This is a genomic window from Halomicronema hongdechloris C2206 (assembly GCF_002075285.3).
In the GTDB taxonomy this organism is placed as follows: Bacteria; Cyanobacteriota; Cyanobacteriia; order Phormidesmidales; family Phormidesmidaceae; genus Halomicronema_B; species Halomicronema_B hongdechloris.
This window is the reverse complement of record NZ_CP021983.2, coordinates 507,749-531,069: the sequence shown is the minus strand read 5'-3', so window position 1 is coordinate 531,069 and position 23,321 is coordinate 507,749. Positions and strand designations below refer to the sequence as shown.

General features: G+C 55.6%; 21 protein-coding genes and 2 pseudogenes. 12 read left to right on the top strand and 11 right to left on the bottom strand.

Going from position 1 to position 23,321, the window contains the following annotated elements; all coding sequences use genetic code 11:
- Positions 1-2: 2 nt before the first annotated feature.
- From XM38_RS02550 to gyrA, 6 genes and pseudogenes are all read right to left on the bottom strand, one after another.
- A protein-coding gene (locus tag XM38_RS02550; RefSeq protein ID WP_088428935.1) for an IS630 family transposase occupies positions 3-1,147 on the bottom strand; the annotation gives its coding sequence in 2 pieces (ribosomal slippage) (positions 3-706 and positions 706-1,147; 1,146 coding nt in all).
- A gap of 55 nt (positions 1,148-1,202) precedes the next feature.
- Positions 1,203-1,448, bottom strand: a pseudogene (locus XM38_RS02545) (MHYT domain-containing protein); the annotation flags it as partial.
- 356 nt (positions 1,449-1,804) lie between these two features.
- A complete protein-coding gene (locus tag XM38_RS02540) occupies positions 1,805-3,490 on the bottom strand; it encodes a DUF3825 domain-containing protein (protein ID WP_088429000.1) in 1,686 nt (561 codons plus the stop codon).
- Positions 3,491-4,006: 516 nt separating this feature from the next.
- Positions 4,007-5,428 (bottom strand): FAD-dependent oxidoreductase, encoded by a 1,422-nt coding sequence (locus XM38_RS02535; protein WP_187329243.1) that lies wholly within the window; start codon positions 5,426-5,428, stop codon positions 4,007-4,009.
- Positions 5,429-5,472: 44 nt separating this feature from the next.
- A complete protein-coding gene (locus XM38_RS02530) occupies positions 5,473-6,408 on the bottom strand; it encodes a glycosyltransferase family 2 protein (protein ID WP_088428996.1) in 936 nt (311 codons plus the stop codon).
- Positions 6,409-6,559: 151 nt separating this feature from the next.
- Positions 6,560-9,130 carry a DNA gyrase subunit A gene (gene gyrA / locus XM38_RS02525; RefSeq protein ID WP_080806469.1) on the bottom strand — a complete coding sequence of 857 codons (2,571 nt, stop codon included), beginning with the start codon at positions 9,128-9,130 and terminating at the stop codon, positions 6,560-6,562.
- A gap of 485 nt (positions 9,131-9,615) precedes the next feature.
- Here gyrA and XM38_RS02520 point away from each other — a divergent pair, with 485 nt between their 5' ends.
- From XM38_RS02520 to XM38_RS02505, 4 genes are all read left to right on the top strand, one after another.
- Positions 9,616-10,548, top strand: a complete 933-nt coding sequence (locus XM38_RS02520; RefSeq protein WP_088431485.1) for a histone deacetylase family protein — start codon at positions 9,616-9,618, stop codon at positions 10,546-10,548.
- A 558-nt stretch (positions 10,549-11,106) separates the two neighbouring features.
- On the top strand, positions 11,107-11,976 hold the full coding sequence (gene bchL, locus XM38_RS02515; protein WP_080806467.1) for a ferredoxin:protochlorophyllide reductase (ATP-dependent) iron-sulfur ATP-binding protein: 870 nt from the start codon (positions 11,107-11,109) through the stop codon (positions 11,974-11,976).
- Positions 11,977-12,221: 245 nt separating this feature from the next.
- Entirely contained in the window at positions 12,222-12,578 is a 357-nt protein-coding gene (locus tag XM38_RS02510; protein ID WP_080806466.1) for a DUF5331 domain-containing protein, read from the top strand.
- A gap of 99 nt (positions 12,579-12,677) precedes the next feature.
- A complete protein-coding gene (locus tag XM38_RS02505) occupies positions 12,678-14,090 on the top strand; it encodes a ferredoxin:protochlorophyllide reductase (ATP-dependent) subunit N (RefSeq protein ID WP_080806464.1) in 1,413 nt (470 codons plus the stop codon).
- A 188-nt stretch (positions 14,091-14,278) separates the two neighbouring features.
- Here XM38_RS02505 and XM38_RS02500 read toward each other — a convergent pair whose 3' ends face one another.
- Entirely contained in the window at positions 14,279-14,602 is a 324-nt protein-coding gene (locus tag XM38_RS02500; RefSeq protein ID WP_187329242.1) for a hypothetical protein, read from the bottom strand.
- A 280-nt stretch (positions 14,603-14,882) separates the two neighbouring features.
- Here XM38_RS02500 and XM38_RS02495 point away from each other — a divergent pair, with 280 nt between their 5' ends.
- From XM38_RS02495 to XM38_RS02480, 4 genes and pseudogenes are all read left to right on the top strand, one after another.
- Positions 14,883-15,938 carry a malate dehydrogenase gene (locus tag XM38_RS02495; protein WP_088428994.1) on the top strand — a complete coding sequence of 352 codons (1,056 nt, stop codon included), beginning with the start codon at positions 14,883-14,885 and terminating at the stop codon, positions 15,936-15,938.
- The gene (locus tag XM38_RS02490) at positions 15,931-16,398 is read left to right on the top strand and encodes a hypothetical protein (protein ID WP_080806458.1); all 468 of its coding nucleotides are present in this window, start codon (positions 15,931-15,933) and stop codon (positions 16,396-16,398) included. Before XM38_RS02495 ends, XM38_RS02490 begins: the two co-directional genes overlap by 8 nt.
- A 302-nt stretch (positions 16,399-16,700) precedes the next feature.
- Positions 16,701-17,018: pseudogene (locus XM38_RS28590) on the top strand (DUF4258 domain-containing protein).
- A complete protein-coding gene (locus XM38_RS02480) occupies positions 17,006-17,218 on the top strand; it encodes a DUF2283 domain-containing protein (protein WP_080806456.1) in 213 nt (70 codons plus the stop codon). The pseudogene XM38_RS28590 and the gene XM38_RS02480 overlap by 13 nt, the downstream one beginning before the upstream one ends.
- A gap of 105 nt (positions 17,219-17,323) precedes the next feature.
- On the opposite strand, the gene XM38_RS02475 is transcribed toward XM38_RS02480, so the two are convergent.
- From XM38_RS02475 to XM38_RS02465, 3 genes are all read right to left on the bottom strand, one after another.
- The gene (locus XM38_RS02475) at positions 17,324-17,920 is read right to left on the bottom strand and encodes a TerD family protein (protein WP_080806454.1); all 597 of its coding nucleotides are present in this window, start codon (positions 17,918-17,920) and stop codon (positions 17,324-17,326) included.
- A 33-nt stretch (positions 17,921-17,953) separates the two neighbouring features.
- A complete protein-coding gene (locus XM38_RS02470; protein ID WP_088428992.1) occupies positions 17,954-19,183 on the bottom strand; it encodes a cation:proton antiporter in 1,230 nt (409 codons plus the stop codon).
- A gap of 111 nt (positions 19,184-19,294) precedes the next feature.
- Positions 19,295-19,591 (bottom strand): hypothetical protein, encoded by a 297-nt coding sequence (locus tag XM38_RS02465; RefSeq protein ID WP_187329241.1) that lies wholly within the window; start codon positions 19,589-19,591, stop codon positions 19,295-19,297.
- A gap of 350 nt (positions 19,592-19,941) precedes the next feature.
- Between XM38_RS02465 and XM38_RS02460 the strand changes: the two genes are divergently transcribed.
- The 3 genes from XM38_RS02460 to XM38_RS02450 are packed head-to-tail and all read left to right on the top strand — an operon-like array spanning position 19,942 to position 20,846.
- On the top strand, positions 19,942-20,124 hold the full coding sequence (locus tag XM38_RS02460) for a hypothetical protein (RefSeq protein ID WP_080811843.1): 183 nt from the start codon (positions 19,942-19,944) through the stop codon (positions 20,122-20,124).
- Between the two features lies 1 nt (position 20,125).
- The gene (locus XM38_RS02455) at positions 20,126-20,515 is read left to right on the top strand and encodes a HEPN domain-containing protein (RefSeq protein ID WP_088428986.1); all 390 of its coding nucleotides are present in this window, start codon (positions 20,126-20,128) and stop codon (positions 20,513-20,515) included.
- Complete coding sequence (locus XM38_RS02450) at positions 20,502-20,846, top strand: nucleotidyltransferase domain-containing protein (RefSeq protein ID WP_202978810.1); 345 nt, start codon at positions 20,502-20,504, stop codon at positions 20,844-20,846. Before XM38_RS02455 ends, XM38_RS02450 begins: the two co-directional genes overlap by 14 nt.
- 21 nt (positions 20,847-20,867) lie before the next feature.
- On the opposite strand, the gene XM38_RS02445 is transcribed toward XM38_RS02450, so the two are convergent.
- Positions 20,868-21,437, bottom strand: a complete 570-nt coding sequence (locus tag XM38_RS02445) for an SRPBCC family protein (RefSeq protein ID WP_080811849.1) — start codon at positions 21,435-21,437, stop codon at positions 20,868-20,870.
- A 207-nt stretch (positions 21,438-21,644) separates the two neighbouring features.
- Between XM38_RS02445 and XM38_RS02440 the strand changes: the two genes are divergently transcribed.
- The gene (locus tag XM38_RS02440) at positions 21,645-23,318 is read left to right on the top strand and encodes an ATP-binding protein (RefSeq protein WP_088428984.1); all 1,674 of its coding nucleotides are present in this window, start codon (positions 21,645-21,647) and stop codon (positions 23,316-23,318) included.
- The last annotated feature ends 3 nt before the right edge of the window (positions 23,319-23,321 follow it).

Sequence of the window (23,321 nt, the reverse complement as noted above, 5' to 3'; positions counted from 1 at the left end):
GGCTAATTTGCTGGGTTAGGATAAAGGCGGCGCAGCTTGATTCTGGCATCTTGAGTGGTAAAGCGCCAAACAACGCCTGCTTGTTGTGAATTACGCTGCTGTTGCCAAGCTGCTAACGCTTGCTCAAGCGTAATGGGATCGCCAATCCGACGGTCAAGACATTGCTGCTGTAAGACACTCAACTCAATTTCGGTGACATTCAGCCAGCTCCCATTGCGTGGGGTGTAGAACAGCTCTAATCGCCGGGCTAAACGATGGGCTTCATCCGCATCCAAGGCTTCATAGAGTGAGGCAATATGATGGGTGTTGAGGTTGTCACACAAGAGTTTGACCTTGCGAGCATGAGGATAATCTTCGTCTAACAATTGTTTGACTTCTTCGGCCCAATCGATGCGGGTACGATGCTCTCGGCTACTCACCCGTCGCCAGCCGCGAATCGGGTCAAAGAACATGAACAACGCGCGTACCCCTTCGCGCTCGTAGTGGTAATCCTCTTTGGCATCTGAACCTGGCTGCATGGGTTGAGATGGATAGACATCCTTATGCAACTCAATCGCCGCTTCATCCATGCAGATGAGGGGCTCTTCAGGCGAGTGCTCCGCTGTGTACAGGTCCAGCACGACTTCCATTTGAGCTACAAAGCGGGCCGTGTCTTTCTCTGGGATGCAGTATCGTTGCTTTTTCCAAGGTCGTAATTCATTTTTTTAAGCGTCTGACGCACGGTTTCGCGACTAATTTCGGTGACAATGCTGCGGGCTTTCAAGGCATCGACTAATAAATTTAACGTCCAACGAGCACGTCCCTCAGGGGGCGTAGAACAACAGATGGCAACCAGTTGAGCTTCAACTTCACCGTCTACTTTGGGGGCCACAGGCGGGGTGGTGCGAACTTTGCGATTGAGCGCTGGCGCTTCTCCTTGCGTGACAAACCGTTTGCGAATGCGAGCCACGCTGTAGGGATGGAGACCCATTGCTTCCCCAATGCGTTGGTCTGTCCAACCGCCCTCTTGATGAGTTTGGTCAGCCAAAAGCAAGATTCTGGCGTGGAGGATTTTCTTCGCAGGGGCTTTCCCGTTGCGACTAATGTCTTTGAGGCGCTCTCGCTCACTTTCGCTGAGATTGACAACGTACTTATCAGGGTGGGGCATAGCAGCATTCTTCTTGACCTTTTACCCAATATTTTAGCCTTGCCGCGCTAGTAGGCATGTCATAGGCCATGGGAATGGGCAAATGGTAGGCTAGCATGGCTACAAAATGCATGGACCAGATCCCAATGCCCATCGCAATGGCTCCGCCAGTCAGCCAGACCTTCTGAGCGATGCCCCGGTTGGCACTGACTCGTCCAGCCAAATTCAACGCGGTATAAGATGCCAGAATCGCAATAATAATCGACAGGATGACCAGCCGCCCATCATAGGTGGCTGCTAACGTGATGGCACTCGGGTCCATGAGATTTTTTTCCCGGAAAGCAAATTTCGCACTTCCATTACATTGTTCCCCTGGAAAGCAGATTTTGCACTCCAGCCCGGCGATCGTCAGTGGAGGTTCGATGAATCCTAATTCGCTAACGCGAAACGAGTGCTTGGCACTTAACCATACCCCCAGGGCTATGGTTCACCTCTGCAGACTAGGCATCAGGCATTATAGTAAGCAGGTTTCGCGCCCATAGGCGCGACTTGAACTATCAGGCCCATAGGCGCGACTTGAACTATCAGGCCCATAGGCGCGACTTGAACTATCAGGGAGTCGGCTAATCCAGAGGCGGATCTGATATGGCAGGGATAAGGGTGTGCCTTGGTAGGTGACTAATCGTCTTCCTCGTCATCCAAGTCGGTGTCTGTGTCAAACGTGGCGTCTTCAGAGCCGCTGATAAGGCTAGTCCTGAGCCAAGGTTCCTCTAAACGTCCAATCAATCTGGCATTTTTATAGGCCCAGATTAGGGGCAGAATCGTGTGGCCAATGTAGGGATCTGCTGATGACTCTCGCTCCACGACTAGGGCACAATCTACGGCATCATCCCGCATCAGAGACAGAGGCAGCATCAGCTGCAGGCGATTTTTACGGGGATTGTAGTAGGGAATCGCTGTGCGATAGTTCAACTGGGTTTTAAGCAGGGCAAAGTGTAATGCCGATTCACAGCGGGAAACGATGGTTCGATAGGCTTGAGGGTCGGCGCTGAGGGCATCAGAAAACTGTTGCCTGTAGTGTGCCTTGGCTTCAGAAGACACGTTTCTGACATCTTGAGGCACGAATCCCTGAGGGCAGTTGTCCTGTAAAAATTTTAGCGGTAGGCGATCGCTGTTGTCTTGAATGATGTGACGCCAATCTACCTGAGGGGCTCCGGCATGACTGTCGTAAAAAATATCAGCTGGTTGGTTGAAATAATTGGCACTAGGTAAGACGCCAAATTCAGCTGCTAGGGTTTTGCCCTCTCGTCCTTCTCCCAGGATGCAAAAGTTAATTAAATACCAGTCTTGGGGACGACCATAGGTATCTCGACCAAAGAGGGCATAAATAAATTCATATTTTCTATCAACTAACCCCGTGTTGAAGGCGCTGTAGTCCCCCTTAGGAGATGTAGTGACCTTATTTTCGTACTGTAATCGAATAAAGGTGTAATCTAAATAATTCCTCAGAATTGGGTATCGAAATCCTCTGGGAGGCACTGACCCGAAGTACCATTTTTCTGGCAATGCCAGGTCTGCTAACTGGTGATAGGCGTCCTCTAGATTTGGGAAAAACGCATAGCTAAGCAGACGGACGATATCGGGTTGACGGGACTTAGGCTTAGGCCTTCGCGGGGATGGTAGTTTGGTGCTTTCTGAAGATTTTCCGGGGACTTTTGGAGGTGTTTTTGGCTGCCTCAAACGAACATAATACCGAGATGGATAAACGGAGTCGTCTTTCTTTAAGTCAATCAGGTCTGAGCAGCTCTCGATGAATTCCCTAAACTTTCTAAACCCGTACTTCGATGCCGAGAACTCAGGGTTGAGTTGATTTACCTGATGCCCCACACTGGCTAGGTGGATCCAGCCATCATTACTCGATATGTCACTGAATGCTTTGATCAAGAAGGCTTTTATATTGGCTGGATTTCGTAGCCGAGCTCGATTATTAGGCCGATCCAGCTCGACTAAATCTGCGGCAGCTTCTAGCAACTCACTCAGTCGGCCGTAATTATATTGCGCCACCGAAAACGTTGGATCTTGCTGCTTTATGGCATTGCCTAGAGGTGCGAGATCGATCCAGTCATCCCCTCTATCTAGAGCATAAAAACTCTGATAAAGGGTTCGCCTTAGTTTGGCTGGAAAACTAATGTCAGTGGCAGGCGATGAGGTTGACTGGCTATTGACATCATTTCCCCCTGCGTGCTGACTGGTTTTGGGATGAGGTTTAGGTAGGCGGTTAGGCCCAGAAGAACGACGCTCAGACCGATTGAGCCCAAGCAACGTTTTAATCCAATTCAATAGCCGTTTTAAGAGAGAGATCATTGCCAATAGCCGTTTTATCTAAGAGACAACTGATATATCTATATCCATCTTGAATAGGACAGTCTATTTATAGCTTCCATGTCTGCAGCTGGCATGAATTCTTTATATTTTTTGTATTTCGTTCATATTCCCCACCCAGGTGAATCCTCGCTCCAGGGTGTTCTTGGAGAGGCTAAATCGTATATCCCAATCAGGACTGAGTCAGCCCTGTATCGGGGGTATATTTACCGTTTGTTGGAGTTTTTTTAGTCAGCTCTTCGTGGTTTGCAGCAGAGGGCCATGAAATCACTCATCCATCTCTGCCTCAAATTACTCGCCACTCGGCCTAAGAGGTGATTTGCAAACTTCGTGAAAGTCAGTCACATCAGCCTTCCAGCGTGACTCTGTCAAGCTGCGACAGAGTGCTGAAGGCTTTACCAGAACTGGGATAGACTGCCTCTTAAGATTCCCTTTGCAAATTAGTTCTAAACCATCATGTCAGGTTTCTCTTGGAAACCAATCGCCTTGGCCCTCAATTCACCGCACGGCGGAGCGGCGCCAGTTAAACCAGTTTTCGGCCCAATCGCGGCGCCATCGCCCGGGTTGCCAGCGGTTCTGTTGCCATTGCTGGGCTGCTTGTCGCAGCAGGTCATGGGCCTCACTGGCCGCCGTCGGTAGGCGGGCCAGAGCATTGATCTTACCGCCTTGGGTCATCAGCAGGGCGACGGTCTGGATCAGATCTCTAGACCTATCGCCGATGATGTGAGCGCCTAGCACTGTGCCGTTGCGGTGAACGATGAGCCTACAGAAGCCGGTCGGATCGTTGCTCATCTGGGCCTGTAGAGTATGTTGTCGCCCTACCTGGATGACTCGTGCCGCGTCACCATAGTACCGCTGGGCCTGCTGAGCGGTAAGGCCGACGCGATCCAAGGGCGGAATGGTCTCGAGGCGATAGGGAATGTGATGGTACTGTACCCGAGAACGGGGTAAATAGAGGGCATTAGCCAGGGCGATATGGCCTTCATAGCGGGCCAGGGCACTTAAGCCATAGCCTCCTAAGACCGATCCCAGGGCAAAAATGCGGGGATGGTGTGTTTGCAGGGTATCACTGACAGGCAATCCTTGCCGCCCCCAGGATATGCCAACGGCTTCCAGGTTGAGAGATGCGATCGCAGGTAAGGGAGCCGTGGCTACTAAGATATGGTCTGTGAGCCAATCGGCGTCCTCCGTGGTGACTTGCCAGCCGGCAGGTCGGGGGGCCACTTGGCGCAGGGAGCGCTGCCTATGCAGCTCAATGCCATCCACCTGCAGCTGACTGAGAATGAGCTGCACTGTCTCGGGATCTTCCCCCGGCAATGGAGACACCGTAGGCAGAACCAGCGCCACTCGAACGCCAAGACTCCTAAAGGCTTGACTTAACGCCAAGGCTGGCGGGGTACTTCCTAAGATGGTTAAGTGCCGGGGCCAGGTCTCTAGCTGTCCCAGGGTCTCTGGGGTCAAATAGGTTCTAGCGGCAAGGGGGACTGCTTCAGGGGGTGGGGTTTGAGCCCCCGTGGCAATCAGGTAGGCCCGGGCCGTCAACTGACGCCGGCCGCTGCTCACCGCTAAGCGGGGGTGACTGACAAACTGCGCGGCGTCTGTCACCACATCTACGCCTTGCAGGGCCAAGTGATGCCGAGATACGGTCTCTTGGCCCAGCTGAGCAACGGCCCTGGCCCACTGCTGCACCAAGTTGCCGGCCAGGGAGTCTGGGGTTAGGGGTAACCATTCTGTGGCTTGCTGGATATCTCGCCATTGCCGTCCCAGGGCCATTAGCGCCTGCCCCCAGAGCTGGGCCTGTAATGGGTTCACCGTAGGCTCCACGAGGGCGACTCGGGCCCCCTGAAGCGCTCCTGTTAGGGCCACCTCTCGGCCCTCCCAAGTCCCCCCCAATACCACCAGATCATAATCAACCGCCACGGGAGTCCTCACCCATCTTCCCGAGTCTACCGTCTGCCAGCCGCTTAAGAACGACCACTGAGGGAGGGCGACGAGAGTTGGGTAGCGTCGTGCACTGGTTTGGCGGCAGCACTGGCAGCCTCAGGGCCGGAGGTGGTAGCTGTAGATTGCGGCATGCCGATCATCTGGTCGGGATGACGCAATTCCCAAACTTTGAGCACGATGAGATATTCGTAGAATGCCTGCAGGGTACACCAGGCCAAACCGGCCCGACCATCTCGCCAGCCCCCTAGAATAAACATCATGTAGAGCCAACGAAGCAAGGGCCGCCCCGGCAAGCGCAGGGACAGATCCTTCAAGGCCCGGCGGCGTTCTACCTCAGAGCGGCCCCAGACCAGTTGTTGCCAATGAATCTGCCCTTGGCCGAGCTGTTTCAGGGTCTCACGGGCCTCATCGGTGGAGTAGCGGTTGTGCTTCTCAATCCAACGACTCAGGCCCTTGCTGCAGGTGTAATGGGGATAGGTCTCTTGCAGAAATCCGGTGGCCCCGCGGCATACCTCCCGCTCGGTATGGCCATAGTCGTCGAACCAGACGTGGCCCCGCTTCAATAGTCGCAATTGATAGCGGGGAAATTGGGTGCTGCGGCGAATCCAGGTGCCCATGAACATGACTCGCTCCGCCACGTAGTAGCCCACCCGCTCTGGGTGCTGGATCGCCGTCAGACATTCCTGAAACAGGGCTGGGGTCATGCGTTCGTCGGCTTCCAGGATGTAGGCCCAGGGATATTTGCAGGCAATCTGCTCCAACATCCAGGTGCGCTGCTGGCCATGGCTTTCGAAGGGATGCTGCACAATCCGCACCGGGTACTGGCCGGCAATGGCCAGGGTGCGATCGCAACTGCACGAATCCACCACGATGACATCGTCAGACAGCAAAGCCGACTCGATACAGGCGGCGATATCGATTTCTTCGTTGTAGGTCAGGATGAAAATTGAGAACATGCCGATGGGCCGAAGGACAGAGCTATCCTGGAGTCTAACAGGGATGTATTACGCCAGCTTCCCAGTGATGGCACTTAAACACCCCCCTAGGGATGACGATGCCATCCATACCTATTAAACCCGCCGGCTGACCCCATTGGCTATGGTGGGCCTAGGAGTCTGCGGCGCCCTCTTCCTCAGGGGCTGCCAGGGCCTCTTCTGCTGCTGGAGGCACCAACGCCACCGCTGCGATCGCATCATCATCATCCAACCGCTGTAGCCGCACTCCTGTCGCCTGGCGAGACTGAATGGAAATATCATCACTGGCTTGGCGAATGATAATGCCGCGATTGGTGATCAACATCAGTTCATCCCCTTCGTGTACTACCAGCACTGCCACCAGGTGATCGCCACCCTTGCGGAATTTAATCGCCTTGAGGCCCATACCGGCCCGATTTTGTAACCGGAACTTAGAGACTGGCACCCGCTTACCCAGTCCCGCTGCCGTAATCACTAACACCCAGGGACTATCCCCGGTTTCGCTGGTCTCGCTGTCTTCATCGTCATCTCCCTGATCGGCAGCTTGGGCCACTGCTTCCACCACCTGACTAGGGAGAATATCCATGCTGATCAACTCATCCTCATGCCGCAGCGCCATGGCCCGCACCCCACGAGTGGGCCGTCCCAGGGGCCGGAGCTGATCATCATCAGCCTTGAAATGAATCGACATGCCCTGGCGGGAGGCAATCAGAATGCTATCGGTATCTCGTCCCAGTCGCACCCATCGCAACAGGTCATTCTCCGCCAGGGAAATGGCAATCAGCCCATTGGCCCGAATATTGCTAAAGGCCGATAGAGCCGTCTTCTTGATGAAGCCTCCCTGGGTCAACATGACCAGATAGTCATCATCGGTAAATTCGCGAATGCCTAACACCGAGGTAATTTTCTCTTCTCGAGGCACCGGCAACATCTGCACGATCGGCACCCCGCGAGAGACCCGGGACCCTTCTGGAATCTGATAGGCCCGCAGAGAATAGGCCACTCCCCGATCGCTGAAGAACAAGACATGATCATGGGTGCAGCAGGTAATGAAGTGCTGAATGCCATCGTCATCCTTCATTTTTGTGCCTGACTTACCCCGAGTGGCCCGGCTCTGGGCCTCGAAGGTGTCTACTGGCATGCGCTTGATATAGCCCTGCTCCGTCACCAGAATCACCACTTGTTCATTGGCGATCAGAGAAATATCCGTCAAATCTCCCTCATCTCGCTCAATGGCCGTGCGGCGAGGATTGGCATGGCGCTCCCGCAGAGCCATCAACTCTGTCTCGATGATTTCTAAGATCCGCTCTCGGCGAGCCAGAATATCTCGTAAATCGGCGATCTTCAGCTGTAATTCCCGGTGTTCCTGCTCGATCTTGTCGGCTTCCAGGGCCGTGAGGCGGCGCAATTGCATCTGCAGAATCGCATCCGCCTGCAGCTCCGTCAGCTCATAGGAGGCCATCAGCTCTTGCTTAGCCGTAGGTGTATCGGCGGCATGGCGAATCAGATAAATCACCGCATCCATATTCTCCAGGGCAATGAGATACCCCTGTAGAATGTGGTCCCGTTCCTCTGCCTTACGCAACTCGTAGCGGGTGCGGCGGGTGATGGTCTCCACCCGGAAGTCCAGGAAAGTCTCCAGCAGTTGCTTCAGGCTCAGCACCTGGGGTTCGCCATTCACCAGGGCCAGCATATTCACCCCGAAGTTATTTTGCAGCGGCGTCTGCTTATAGAGGTTATTGAGCACCACCCGCGGGTAGGCATCCCGCCGCAACTCAATCACGATGCGCATGCCCTCCCGGTCACTCTCATCGCGAATGTCGGCAATGCCTTCCAGCCGCCGCTCATTCACCATCTCGGCGATGCGTTCGATCAGAGCTGCTTTGTTGGTCTGGTAGGGCAACTCGGTGATGATAATGGCTTCCCGATCGGGGCGCCCCCGCTGCTCAATGGTCTCAATGGCAGCGACTCCCCGCATGGTGATAGAGCCGCGGCCAGTGCTGTAGGCTTCCCGGATGCCACTGGTGCCCAAGATCTGGCCACCGGTGGGAAAATCAGGACCGGGAATATGCTGCATCAGCTCCGGCAGGCTGATGTCAGGATTGTGAATCAAGGCGATGACCACGTCGATGAGCTCCCCCAGATTGTGGGGGGGAATGTTGGTGGCCATGCCCACGGCAATGCCTGCCGAGCCGTTGAGCAACAGCTGTGGCACCCGAGCTGGCAAGACGATTGGCTCCTGTTGGGAGCCATCGAAGTTGTCGATGAAGTCGACGGTTTCTGACTCAATATCCTGGAGTAAGGCCTCGCTACTCAGGGCCTGTAGGCGGCACTCGGTGTACCGCATTGCTGCCGGTGGATCGTTATCCACCGACCCGAAATTGCCATGGCCATCGATCAGGGGGGCTCGCATGGAGAAATGCTGAGCCATGCGCACCAGGGCATCATATACGGCACTATCGCCATGGGGATGATACTTACCCAACACCTCACCCACCACACGAGCGCACTTACGGAAGGGCCGATCTGCGGTTAGGCCCAACTCATGCATGGCATAGAGAATGCGGCGATGCACTGGCTTAAGACCATCCCGGGCATCTGGTAAGGCCCGACCGACAATGACGCTCATGGCGTATTCCAGGTAGGACCGGGACATCTCGTTGCGCAGGTCCGTAGGAACAATCCGCTGCTCAGGAGTGCTCATACGATAAAAAGCTCCAAAATTTTGAATAATGAAGCGCTAACCAGACATTTGCTGAAAAAAATGCTGAGTAGCGCTCAAAAAGTTGCAAATTTCTTGGCAACGCGTATAATATTCTATCACATTTTTCAGATACCTTGAGGCTTCTGCAGCCGATAGCCAGGGCATTGCCCTGGTGGGTCTAAGCAGGCAGGCGGGGACAACCACTCCACTGATGGCGTCGCTGCGATAGGTTAGAACTAATTGGCTATCCCTAATCCACTTCAGAGGATATTTGGAAAGTACCCTGCAACCTTGCTCCAGACTGGATTCTGGCCAACAGAGCCATACGCTCTAAAACGCTTACTCTGCAGGGCTTTCAGCCGAGTTTTCAAATGTCCTCTCAACGATCGGTCTCATTCTCTGGATAGACTGCCAGAGTTGGGGGTGGGATCACTGCCATACCTATCGCTGTCTATCGCTAAACTATCCCTGTGCACCCTCCCCTGATGGTTTCTGAATTCGCGGTTATCTACTCTCCTCAGTTTCTAGAGCATGATACGGGGGCTTTTCATCCCGAGAATCCCGGTCGGTTGACGGCCATTGTTGCGGCGCTGCAGGGCGTTCCCTGGGCCGATGCCATCGACTGGCGGTCCCCCACCGCGACGAGTCAACGGCAGGTGTTGCCCTACATCCTAAAGCTGCACAATCCCGAATATGTGGAAGCGCTACGGCGACTAGCCCAGGAAGGTGGGGGCTATGTCGATGGGGATACGCCGGTCTCTCCCCACAGCTATGACGTGGCCCTATTGGCGGTAAGTGCTTGGTTGGATGGCGTCGATTATGTCCTCACGACGGGGCACTCAGCCTTTGTGCTAGTTAGACCGCCGGGGCACCATGCCATTCGCAACCGGGGCATGGGGTTTTGTTTGTTCTCGAATACGGCCGTTGCCGCCCACTATGCCTTGGCGCAGGCGGGAATCGGGCGAGTGGCGATTCTGGATTGGGATGTGCACCATGGCAATGGCACCCAAGCCTTGGTGGAGGATCATCCTCGGATTTGTTATTGCTCTATCCATCAGTCCCCGGCGTACCCTGGCACTGGTAGAGCTGAGGAGAGGGGAGAATACAATAATGTGCTGAATGTGCCGATGCCTGCTGGCAGCATTGGGGCCGATTATCAAGCTCAGTTTGAGGGCCAGCTGATTCCATTCCTCAAGGCGTTTGAGCCAGATTTGCTGATCATCAGCGCTGGCTATGATGCTAATAAGGCCGATCCCCTAGCAGGCATCGCTCTACAGCCTCAGGATTTTGGCCGTTTTACTAAGGCTTGCTCGGCGGTGTGCGATCGCATCTTGTTTGGCCTCGAGGGGGGCTATGATCACGAGGCTCTGAGCCAATCGGTCCTGGCCACCATTGCCGCTCGCTTGGGCCTAGATTAATCTCTGCTCTGGGCAAAATCCGCCGATACCAACTGCCGCCCTACGGTCAGACGGCAAAAATTAACCCTTATTCATAAAAAGGTGTCTAGCCTGACGGGATTCCATCCCCGGCCAGCCTCTGAGGTCCTGGCCAAGAACCGGGATAGAGCCCCCGCAGGGCAGCCCTATGCCTCCCCAGCCTCAATCAGGGCCACGATAGCAAGCCCAGGGTGGCGTGCCAGCTCGTTGCGATCGTCAAGCTAATCACAGCCATGCCAATTTTTGTCTATTGTTCTGCTTTATAGAATAGGGCATCTAAAATAACTTTCTGACAGTTTTTATGGTCTTAGTAGAATCTCGGATATCTCAGAGTTTGCCTTAGTCAGTTTTTCTCTTATTTACTTCTATTTACTAGTCGATTCATTTTTGATCCCCCTTTCATTCTCGAAGCAGCGGTGACAAGATTGCCAACAACACGCCGAAACACCCAACTCTGCAGAGGGCTGCTGCCGCAGCCACTGCTGTTGGTCACGACATAACCAATCATCTCAATCAGCAATACGTTAGGAGATAGCAAGCGTGAAACTCTCGGTCTATGGCAAAGGTGGCATCGGTAAGTCCACCACCAGCTGCAACATCTCTGTGGCGCTAGCTAAACGAGGACGCAAGGTACTGCAAATTGGGTGCGACCCCAAGCACGACAGTACCTTCACCCTGACGGGCTTTTTGATTCCCACCATCATCGATACCCTGCAAGAGAGGGATTTCCACTACGAAGACATCTGGCCCGAGGATGTGATCCACCGCGGCTATGGCGGTGTCGACTGCGTCGAAGCCGGAGGGCCTCCAGCTGGAGCTGGCTGCGGTGGCTACGTCGTCGGTGAGACGGTGAAACTCCTGAAGGAGCTCAACGCCTTCGATGAGTACGATGTCATCCTCTTCGATGTGCTCGGAGATGTGGTCTGTGGTGGGTTTGCTGCCCCCTTGAACTACTCTGACTACTGCATGATCGTCACCGATAACGGCTTCGATGCCCTGTTTGCCGCCAATCGCATCGCCGCCTCCGTGCGGGAAAAAGCCCGCACCCATCCGCTACGGCTGGCCGGGCTCATCGGCAACCGTACCTCCACCCGGGACCTGATCGATAAATACATCGAAAATGTGCCCATGCCGGTATTGGAGATTCTGCCCTTGATCGAAGACATTCGAGTCTCGCGGGTGAAGGGCAAGACCATCTTCGAGATGGCTGAAACCGATCCATCCCTGGAGCCGGTATGCCAGTTTTACCTGAATATCGCCGATCAGCTCCTGAGCAGTCCAGAAGGGGTAGTCCCGAAGGAATCTGCCGATCGGGATCTGTTCTCCCTGTTGTCAGACTTCTACCTCAATCCTCCCAGCGATGCCCCTGCCACCCAGACAGAAGACGAGCTGGATCTGATGATGGTCTAACGGGCCCAGCTTGGCCCAGCCATGATGGTCAGGATAACGGCTAAGGAGGCAACCACGCCAGAGTCGCGGCACAGACATCGACTGGGCGATCTCGACAGATTAAATTGCTGGAGTATCATCTCTTTACGACGGTCCCCGGATCGTCTATCCCCAGGCCAGATTTAGACTTAGCGCTTTTCTCCGGTAAATGTCTAGGTCTGAGCTGGGATACGGGTTAACTAGCAATTTATTCATGAGTCGAGACTATGGCCTTCTTCGAAAGTTTTATCTCCGTTATCCGCGAAAAGTGGCTAGATTACGTCCGCAACAACCGCACCTGGCTGGCCCTGCAGATGGACCAGACCTCGGTGCGAACCCCGGAGGGAGGACGCCGGCCCTCGTCGCTGTTAATCCTAGGAGTGGTCAATGCCCTGGAACCGAAGTTGTCTAACCTGATGGTGCCGTTCTACCAGCTCAACTCCGATGAGGATGCCTTGGTGGAGGTATTAGGTCTCAACTTCGATCCAGAAATGGCCCTAGACGACGGCCGTGCCCCCTCCACCCTTGATGCTCAAAATGCCGATGATCCTCACCTGTTGCCCGATTCCCCTGAGATGTCTTGAGGGGGCGATGGTCCTCTCAGGCCGGCCCAAGATCAGTGCACCGCTGCCAGCAACGGGAGCCATCGGCATCGAATCGACGCTCGATAAGGACCTGATCCCATGACCCTTGCCAATACCCAATCCCAAGCCCTGGAATTTGAATGCGATACCGGCAATTACCACACGTTTTGCCCCATTAGCTGTGTGGCCTGGCTGTACCAGAAGATTGAAGACAGCTTCTTCCTGGTGATTGGCACTAAGACCTGTGGCTACTTCCTGCAAAATGCCATGGGAGTGATGATCTTTGCCGAGCCCCGCTATGCCATGGCCGAGCTAGAAGAGGGGGATGTCTCGGCTAAGCTGAATGACTATGACGAGTTGAAGCGGTTGTGCCTGCAGATCAAACGCGATCGCAACCCCAGCGTCATCGTCTGGATCGGCACCTGCACCACCGAGATCATCAAAATGGACCTGGAGGGGTTAGCCCCCAAACTGGAAGCCGAGATCGGCATTCCCATTGTGGTGGCCCGAGCCAACGGCCTCGACTACGCCTTCACCCAGGGTGAAGACACGGTGCTAGCCGCCATGGCCCACCGCTGCCCCAGCAGCGACCAGGTCACCACCTCCGAAGAAAAAGCAGAGCGCGGCGGCATCCAAAAGCTGCTCAGCTTTGGCCGCCAGCAGGAGACCAGTGCCGAGCCCACCGAGTCGGTCTACCACGATCATCCGCCGCTGGTGCTATTTGGCTCCGTACCCGATCCCATCAACACCCAGATTACCCTGGAGCTGAAACGGCAGGGGATTCAGGTCAGCGGCTGGTTGCCCGCCAAACGCTATACGGAATTGCCAGTAATCGACGAAGGCTACTACGTGGCTGGCATCAATCCCTTCCTGTCTCGCACCGCCAGCACCCTGATGCGGCGGCGCAAGTGTAAACTGATCGGCGCTCCCTTCCCCATCGGTCCCGATGGCACCCGGGCCTGGGTGGAGAAAATCTGCTCCGTGTTTGGTATCGAGCCCCAGGGCTTGGAGGAACGGGAAGCCCAAATCTGGGACTCCCTAGAAGACTATGTCTCGCTGATTCGCGGCAAGTCGGTCTACTTCATGGGAGACAACCTGCTGGAAATCTCCCTGGCCCGTTTCCTGGTCCGCTGTGGTATGACCGTACCGGAAATCGGCATCCCCTACATGGACAAGCGCTATCAGGCGGCGGAACTGAAGTTCTTAGAGCAGACCTGCCATGAGATGGGAGTGCCCCTGCCCAAGATCATCGAAAAGCCCGACAACTACAATCAACTGCAGCGAATCAAGGCCACCCAGCCCGACTTGGTGATCACCGGCATGGCTCACGCCAATCCCCTGGAGGCTCGCGGCATCAGCACCAAGTGGTCGGTGGAGTTCACCTTCGCCCAAATCCACGGCTTCACCAATGCCCGCGACGTCCTGGAACTGGTGACCCGGCCCCTACGCCGTAACCAAAACCTGAAGGACCTGGGCTGGGAAAAGCTGGTGAAGGAAGAAGCCACGGTCTAGAGCCCTAGGTTAGATAATGGCACTCAGAGCGCTAGGCGTCAGCATGTACGATGACCTGGCGCCTAGCCCCTGAGCCCTTACAGGCGTCCTCAGGGAAGTGCCCCTCATTGTCGGACACGCGGCTAAGAGTCGTAACCTTGCCCAGGACGTCCTATCCAAAGCGACGCATTGGGTCGTAGGCAGCTTGCCTATACCTGGTCTGGGTCGATGCCCAGTGCCCGCAGACGCTGAGCTAAGCGATCAGCGCGTTGGCGCTCTGCTTCTACTTGCTGTTGGGCATGATCGCGAGCCTGCGCTAGCTCCACAGACGTCAGAAACCGGTCCCCATTGGGCCCATAGATCGCTAGGGTGTCGGCAGTCAGGTCGAAGCGAATCCCCAAACGAGGGCTAACCCATCCCTGAATCTCTGGAATCGCCACCAGTGCATCATTAGCCCGTTGCGAGCCAATCAATTCGTTGCTATCGGGGTAGGCGATGATGTCCAGTGGGGATGCCTGGGGATGGGCAACCATAAGCCTGATCCTGCGTACGGCATGTCTTCACGGTAGCATGGCAGCCATTTTGAGCTGCTGTACCAGGCCTCGATTGATTCGCCAGCCAGGGCAATCCACGGGGCCCAAACCAACGGGTAATGGGGTAGTTAAACCCTGGCAATGGAGAAGTAGTCAGGGTATCGTCCCGCAGTAGAGTAGTTTTCTGCAGCTAAGGCTGGCTCCAATGTCTTGGTAATCCCTGGCGCGGCAAGAGTATGGCGGGCGTGTTTTACTAGAGCTGTCCAGCCAGGTCCTGACTATGGATGTCTCAGTCATTGGCGCCAGTGGCGACTGTGGTCGCGAGATTGTCTCCCAGCTGGTGGCCTTAGGCGCCCTCGCCCCCACCGAGCGGCTGCAACTGGTGGGGCGTCCTCAGGGCCGCAGCGCTCGGGTTCTCTATGGTCTGTGTAGCGATCTCAACGACGCCTACGCCGAAATGGCCCCCATGTTGGATGTGGCCCTGGCTCCAGAAGCTATCGTGGCCGACGTGATTGTGATGGCAGCGGGGGCGACGGTGGCGGGGGAGATCACCTCTCGCGCCGACCTGGCCGCCGTCAACTTACCCCTGTTTGAGACCTATGCCCAGGCCATTGCCCGCTATGGTGGCGGCCACGAGATTGTGATTATCGTCACCAACCCCGTGGAGTTGGCGGTAGAGGTCTTCAGTCGTCAACTGGGACGCCATCGGGTGATCGGGGTGGGAGCCTATTCCGATTCCCTGCGGTTTCGCCGGGAAATTGCCGCCGATTTGGGGGTGCGGCGGCAACTGGTGCAGGGCTTTATCGTGGGCGAACACGGAGAAGGCATGGTGCCCCTGTGGAGCAGTGTGCAGGTGCACGGCATGACCCTGGAGGAAGTGCGAGATGCGCGGCGGCGACTGCAACGCGATCGCATCGTCAGCGACTTTCCCAAAGAAGTATCCCAAGAAAAGCAAGCCGTACTGGCCTATCTCAAAGCCGGCGACATTCCCCAGGCCTACCGCTATGTAGATAGCCTGCCCCCTGATTTGCGGGTGGTAGTGAAACCCTTCGTCACCCATATCTCCGGGGCCAAAACCATCACCGCCACCGCCAATGTCACCGTGGATCTGGTGCAAAACCTGCTGCAGGGCCGCGAGATTGTGGTCTCGGGCCAGGTGCAACTGGACGGTGAATTTTACGGCGTGCGCACTCCCTTTGGCGTGCCCATCGTAGTCACCCCCTTCGGCTGGACCCAAGTGGTCCCATTAGAGCTATGGGCGGAAGAGGCCGATTTACTCCATCGCATGGCCAACCAACTCAGCCACCGACTGCAGGAGGATTTACACCGTGGCTAATCAACGCTGGGTATTTGTAGTGCGCGCCCTCGATCATCCCGGCACCCTCACCGCCGCCGCCGCCGTCTTTTCCCAACGGGGCGTATCTCTGGAGGGCATCCTCGGCAGCGGCATTACCCCCACCACCCCGGAAGACGGCCGCTTGATCCTGACCTTTCGCGCCACCGAAAAAAAGCAAGCCCTGCTCCATCGCACCCTAGAGCGATTGTCCAGCATCTTCCAGGTAGACGCCTACACCTACGATGATGAGCGGCTGCGGGCCATCGCCGTGGCCAAGCTCAGCCTCGACGCTGCACTGACCAGTGACGGCGACAACGTCAGCGTCGAAACCATCCGACAAACCACCACCGACCAAATGGTCATGGTCACCGGCACTCCCCTGGCGGTGGAAGAGGCGATCGAGCACTGCCGCCACCATGAGCAGCTCCAGGATGTGGTGATGTCTTACATCACTGTATGATCACAACCTGAGATTGCTGAGCATTGGTTTTTGAATAGATGGCAACGCATGGTGTTGGCCAGTCAGCTTATATCGGGTTCGCTAGTGGTCGCCAACGTCTTTCAGGATATGTTTGGTCGGCTGACTCTAGAGGAAGACAGCAGGTCGTTTTGGAGATGCAGCGCACCAGTTAACGGTCCCAGCCTGGAACCACTGCTGACGGGTGCTGCCAAGGCAAGTAGGCAGCATTCTGGAGAAAGCCACGATGCTTTCTGACCTATGCGGCACTGCAACTCAGAAGATAAGTAAGGAGCGACCGAACATTGGCAAGCGAAGTGTTGTTTGAGGTAGATACGCCCTTAGGCTTCTCCGTTCAGGTCAACCGATCGTATTGGCAGTTTATTGTGACGGTTAAGCATCCCACAATGGCTGGTATGGAAGCAGAGGTACAAAACACGCTAAGAGAGCCAGAAGAAATTTGTCGCAGTCGGAGTGATGCCAATGTTTATCTCTTTTATCGAGAGCAGGTTACTCAGCGGTGGTTTTGTGCTGTGACATGACGGCTCAACGGCGACGGGTTTCTGATTACGACGTATCCAACCGATGCAATTAAGGCAGGCGAAATACTATGGCGGCAGTGAAGGTTTACCACGACAAAGTAGGAAATACGCTGACGGTGTGGTTTGGGGAACCCAGTGATGAATACATCTGTGAAGAAACAGCGGATGAGGTGATTTTGATGAAGGACCAAGCTGGAAAGGTAATTGGCTTTGAAAAGCTGAACTATAGTGTCTCTGATCCTGAAAATGTGCAGTTTTCGTTTGAGACTGTAACCGTATGATTCGTGCCTTTTCCCGATAGAAATTGAGCGGTGCGATGCCGATGCCGATGTTGAGGTCTGCTTCTTTGGTAATATCAGCATCAGCGAGCGTCGTCTCCGGTAGGTCTAGGGGGTGGTGTATAGCTCCACCAACGCCTGCAGGCTGCCGACCCGCATACCTTTCCCCAGGACCGCGACCTGCCAGCGCCCTTCCTGGCGATAAACTTCTGCCAGTACGATCGCGGTTTGTTCACGATAATCATCATGGGATAGGCTGTAGCTGGCAATTTCATGCTCCTGCTCCATGTCCACCAGACGCACGTAGGCATCGCCCATTTGGCCGAAGTTTTGACGTCGGGCAAAGCATTCGTAAATCGTGCAGACAAAGACAATTCTGGCAATATGGGCGGGGACTTGCGGTAGATTGACCAGAACCTGCTCGTTGTCTTCGTCCCCTTCGCCAGTGGTGTTGTCGCCTAGGTGGGTGATAGCACCGGAGGGATGGTTCAGATGACCGTAATAGACCACATCGTTACCGCTACGGAGGCGGCCCTGTTCATCTAGGCAGAGGACCGCGGCGTCTAAGTCGAAATCAGACTTGAACAGCTTTTTAATCCCCTTCTCCTGCAACAGATCCCAGCTCAAGCCCAGTAACAACGTGGTGAGGCCCGGGGCTTCTTTGCGCAGAGAAATTCGCTGTCCGGTTGTTAACTTAATCGCCATTGCTCGAGGTATCTCCCATTGCTATCGTCCCCCTCACTTACTCTTTTGCACGAAGGGGACATTCTCCAAGTCACCGGCCTCTGCCGCCTCTGCCGCCTCCTTGGCCTTAAAGAGTCGCCAGCGAGTGACACTGGGGCCAAACAACTCAAAGACAACCGTCGTACTCACGATGATAGTGACCAAAAATTTCCCTGGCTCTGGAAAAATGTCCAAAGTGCTCACTGCCAGACCTAGGGCGACCCCCGCCTGTGGAAACAGGCACCAGCCAATATTGTTGCGCACTATCGGCTCCATCTTCACGAGCCATGAAGCCACGCCACCGCCAACCACAAAGCCCAAACAACGAGCCACTACGTAGGCAATGCCAATGATGCCGAGCGTCTGCAGGGCGGATAGATTCAGCTCACAGCCCGCCAGTAGGAAAAAAATCACCAGAAACGGTTCGCTGACGTCTTCCAGCGTCAGAAAAATATTCTTCTTGGGCTGGGCGCGGTTCTTGGCGACCGTTGCCCCTAGCACAATACAGGCCAACAGGTAAGAAACCTGGAGTTCATAGGCGAGGCCAGCACAGAGCAGTACAAAACCTGTGATTTCCAGTAGGCTTGGCTTTCCGGCTTTTAAGCGTCCTGCCAGACGGGCCATAGGCCAACCGATCGCCATACCTAGTAAAAAGGCACCGCCAATGTCCCACACCCCCGACAGAATTTCCCGGGTCGGTTCACCTTTGCCAACGATGGTTTCTGTGGTCACCAGCACAATGCTGAACAGGGTGACCCCCAGAATGTTATCCAAGGCGAGTACGCTGACGATCGCATTCGTGAGTGGCCCTTTGGCTTGGGTTTCACTGATCACATCTAGGGTGGCAGCCGGGGCCGAGGCTGGGGCGAGTCCCGCCAGCAGCAGCGATAGCACCATGTTCTGGGTGACCCAAAAGGCGGCAGCGAACACAAACGCCGCCGCTACGATGGTCTTCCCCAATGAAACAGCCAGTGTGGCAGGACCCTGTCTCAGCAGGTCAAAGTCAATGAAGGTTTCGCCGAGGCGAAATGCAATCATGGACAGGGCAATGTAGGCCACAGTTGGAAATAGCTCCACGATCTGGTCGGGTACCAGATCCAGCACCGATGGCCCCACTACCAATCCAGACAGGACGAGTAGTGTCACGCGGGGCAACTTCAGGTAGCGAGCCAGGGCATAGGCACTACCGCCAAACATTAAGAAGATACCGATGACGAAAATATTGGGTAGTTCGGTGGCTTCCATTGTTTAACTCACCTGATAGAAAAGCCGCGAGGGGCGTTAACAATGATCATTGATCATTGCACGGGTTGCCTCGAAGATAGGCTCTCCCATTCCGCCTGATTGTGCATCCCCCTAACTATGGAATTTCAGGACTGACGCGGTTGGGAAAAGCGTCAAGGTGGAAGCAACCAAATAGGCTCGCACGGCCTGGATTCCGGGTGGTGCTGCGCTTGCCCGGAATGACGGGAATCTTATATGATCGACCCCCTGAATGTAATAGTCACTGCGGTCGATATAGACGCTGTGCCCGGCCAGCTGTAAGAACTTCCAGTCGGCTCCTGTGGTGACGGCTCCATAGATGGTGTCAACGGCAGCCCCTTCCCCGTTCATTAAACAGGGCCGCTGCGACCATGGTGGCAATACATGCATGAATCCTCTGAAGGTCAGGAATCCCCTTGAGCGCTCCTTCTTAATCATCCACCCACCTACTCGTCCACCCCTCCACCCATTTTCCGTGGATCCTTCCCTGGCCAGTCATGACCTCCCTCGCTTCAGTAAAACGACCCACGCTACCTGTTGTCCTTGCCTCTTCCCTCTTCCCTCTTTCCCCATCACCCCTAAGCCCTCCGGGCAGGCTCCGCCTACACCCCACATTCCTCCGCCCTCCGTCCTCCGTTCTCCGCCCTCCGTCCTCCGCCCTCCGCTCCACCTGCTAATGCCCTGATCCAGCCGATGCTGGAGCGCATTGTGGAGCAATTCCAACCGCTGAGTCATTCTGTTTGGCTGCCACACCAGAGGGGATCCTGGCCCCCACAGCGACATCGATAGCACGGTACCCTGGGTTAGGGCTAGCCTCGACGGCCGCCGATGCCCAAACGGCCCGCGGGCAAGCGGAGCAAGTGATTCGCTTAATGGAGTCAGACCTGAAACGGCCCGGTCATGACATCGGAGAGGTGAGCTAGTATGCCCAATCGAGCCTTAGATTGGTTTCGCCAGGCCCAGCGGGATTTGTCTCAAGCAGAAGCGTCCGAGCAGGCAGGACGTTATGAATGGGCCTGTTTTGCGGCTCATCAAGCGGCGGAAAAGGCCGTCAAAGCCCTACACTTACATCAGGGGCAACAGGCGTGGGGACATTTAGTGGCGCGGCTTTTAGCTGAGTTGCCCAATAATCATTTGGTGCCGCCGCTGTTAATTGAGCAAGCCAAGGTCCTGGACAATTTTTATATCCCCACTCGCTATCCCGATAGTCATGCCGAAGGATCTCCCTTCGAGCACTATGGTCCGCTGCAGAGTCGAGAGGCGTTGCGTTATGCCGGTGCGATCCTTGAATTCGTCCGTGATGGGCTGGCCTAATCGTGATCAGGTAGAGGCCGCCCTGCGCCGGTGGGTTGGCCAGATCACCCAACCACCGACGTCGCTCCAGGCGGTGGGTTACTTTGGTTCTTATGCTCGAAATGAGGCTGGGGTAGGCAGTGACCTGGATCTAGTGATCATCGTCGACCACAGCGATGCGCCGCCCTATATGCGATCGCATCGCTGGAACCTCCACCACCTCCCGGTACCCACCGAAGCCATCGTCTACACCCAAGCCGAATGGCAACACTTGCAGCAAAGCCAATCCCGCTTCGCCCAAACCCTAGCCACCGAGACCATTTGGGTCTTTCCTGAGGGAGTGGATGAGTGAATCAGTGGCAGTCCCAGACTACTAGGATGGTGGATCAAAGCAGACAAGGGTGCGATCGCAAATGGCCAGCAAATTTTGCCGTAAATTGCGACAGAGATGCTGCTCAATCAGGGGTATGGGCATCGTTGCTAAAGGCAACACCATCAACTCATAGTCGAGGCGAGTCCCCGTCCCGTCCGCTTGAGAGAGTGGGTGCAATCGCCAAGCTCCCCAAAACTCCTTGAAATCCCCTTCCACCATAGAAAACCGTAATTCTTGGGGAAACAGCTCTCGCATATCTAGTACCACCCGGGCGCAAAACTTAATACTCAGAAAACACTGAGTTCCCAGTTGCTCGAGGCGAATACCTCCATGGGGATGGGGTAGCTGACGACTACGAGCCAAATTGGGGATAAAGTCAGCGAGGTGCTCATAGTCTGTCAACACGTGCCACACCTGCTCTACCGGCCGAGGAATCTCGACACTGGCCAAAATTCGTCGCTGCCGTCCTTGGCCCTGCTCCGTTGAGATCTCTACAGGGCGATGGGTTGGAGCAGCCTTAGCCCCCGGCCGATTATTGGGTTGGCGCCAAGACGACGATTGAACCATCATAGACAGTCTAAAACTACCGGTAGCTTAGTCAGGGCGTGTGACTTGGACGGTTACACTGGCAACATCTAACAACAAGTGCTCAGCAAACGGCGATCAGGCCTACCCAGTCAATATAATGCCTTACCAAGGGCCATTCCCCTAAGGTGTCCTGAGTAATTATTCCTGCTTCATATACTACATTCAACTGGTAAGACTATCCATGGACCTATGACCCAGGCATCTGACTCCCCCGTCATTGGCACCGTCAAGGGCCCCGGTGATACCGGCAACCAGTATATTTTCATTACGGCTGACCATCACCAGGTCAAAATTGGCGAATTTGTCTACTACATCCTGGAGTTAGGCACTGCCCAGGCAGTCCTGGGCAAGATTGCTGAATTGCGCCTGATTGCCCACCTGCCAGATCGCCTCTTCGCCGACACAGCAGTGAATCCCGAAGCTGTCGCTGCCCTGGTAGGGTTCATGGACCCCAACCCCGAGATCTATGAAGTCACCGTCGAGGTGATCGGCTATTTTCACCCCGCCCTAGGCTTTATCAACCCCCGCATTACCCCCGATCCCGGGGCCCGTGTCTACCTAGCCGACGACGCCAGCCTGCGCCAGGCGATCAACAAGAAGCAAGCGGGAGAAACGGGAGCGGCCCATGTGGGGTCGCTGCTGCTCCGTCCCGATGGAGCCGTCCCCGTGGCCCTAGATGTGAAAGAGTTGGTCAGTACCCACATGGCCATCCTGGCCGGGACCGGCTCCGGTAAATCCTACACGGCTGGTGTGCTAGTCGAAGAACTGCTGCGCCCCTACAACCGAGCCGCGGTGTTGATCTTCGATCCCCATGGCGAGTATGGCACCCTGGCCGATATGCGCGGGCATCCTGCCTTCACCAGCGAGGATGGCTATTGCCCCGACGTCACCATCCTCACCCCCGACGATATCCGCATTCGCCTGTCTTCCCTCGACTACTACGACATTCTCACCCTGTTGCCCACCATGAGTGATCGGCAGCAGGCCATCCTCAACAAGGCGTTCTCAGTGCTGATGAAGCATCAACGGGGCACCTATCGCTGGGATGTCCAAGATTTAATCTCAGCAGTCTACGAAGCCGACCGCAGCACCGACGACGAAGGCAACGAGAAAACTGGCTCCTCGGCACCAGCCCTAGAGTGGAAACTGAGCAAACTAGAGCGGTCTGACTATTTCCACCGGATGCAACACCTGGCCCCCAAGGACCTGTTTCAGCCGGGGCAGGTGACGGTGATGCAGATGAGCGAAATTAGCCAGGAGGAACAACAGGTCATCTGTGCAGCCATCTTGCGGCAGAGTTACCAAGCCCGCATGAACACCGCCAAAGAACTGCTTACGGCCGAGGATGAGAACTACTTGCCCTACCCTGTCTTTATCTTGCTCGAGGAGTCCCATCGATTTGCCCCAGCCCATGAACCGGCTCGCTGCAAGCAGATTCTGCGCACGGTGCTAAGTGAGGGGCGTAAATTCGGCATGGGGGTGGGCTTGATTACCCAACGCCCCGGCAAACTCGACTCAGACGTCCTCTCCCAGTGCATGAGTCAGTTCCTCATGCGCATCGTCAATCCCGTCGATCAGGAAAGCCTGAAGTATGGTGTGGAGGCAGCCGGGCGAGATCTACTGAAGGAATTGCCCGCCCTGACCAAAGGCCAGGTGATCATCTCAGGGGCTTGCGTCAATACCCCGGTGCTCTGTCAAGTGCGCCAGCGCCTCACCCAACACGGCGGGGAAACCCTGGACGCGCCCCAGGCATGGCTCAGCCATTTCCAACAGCATCGGGTTCAGGCCCGGCAGATGGAGCAGGCACCAGTCTCTCAGCGGCGCTCAACAGCGGAGACCGTGGGCGGCATCAGCATCGACTAGGCC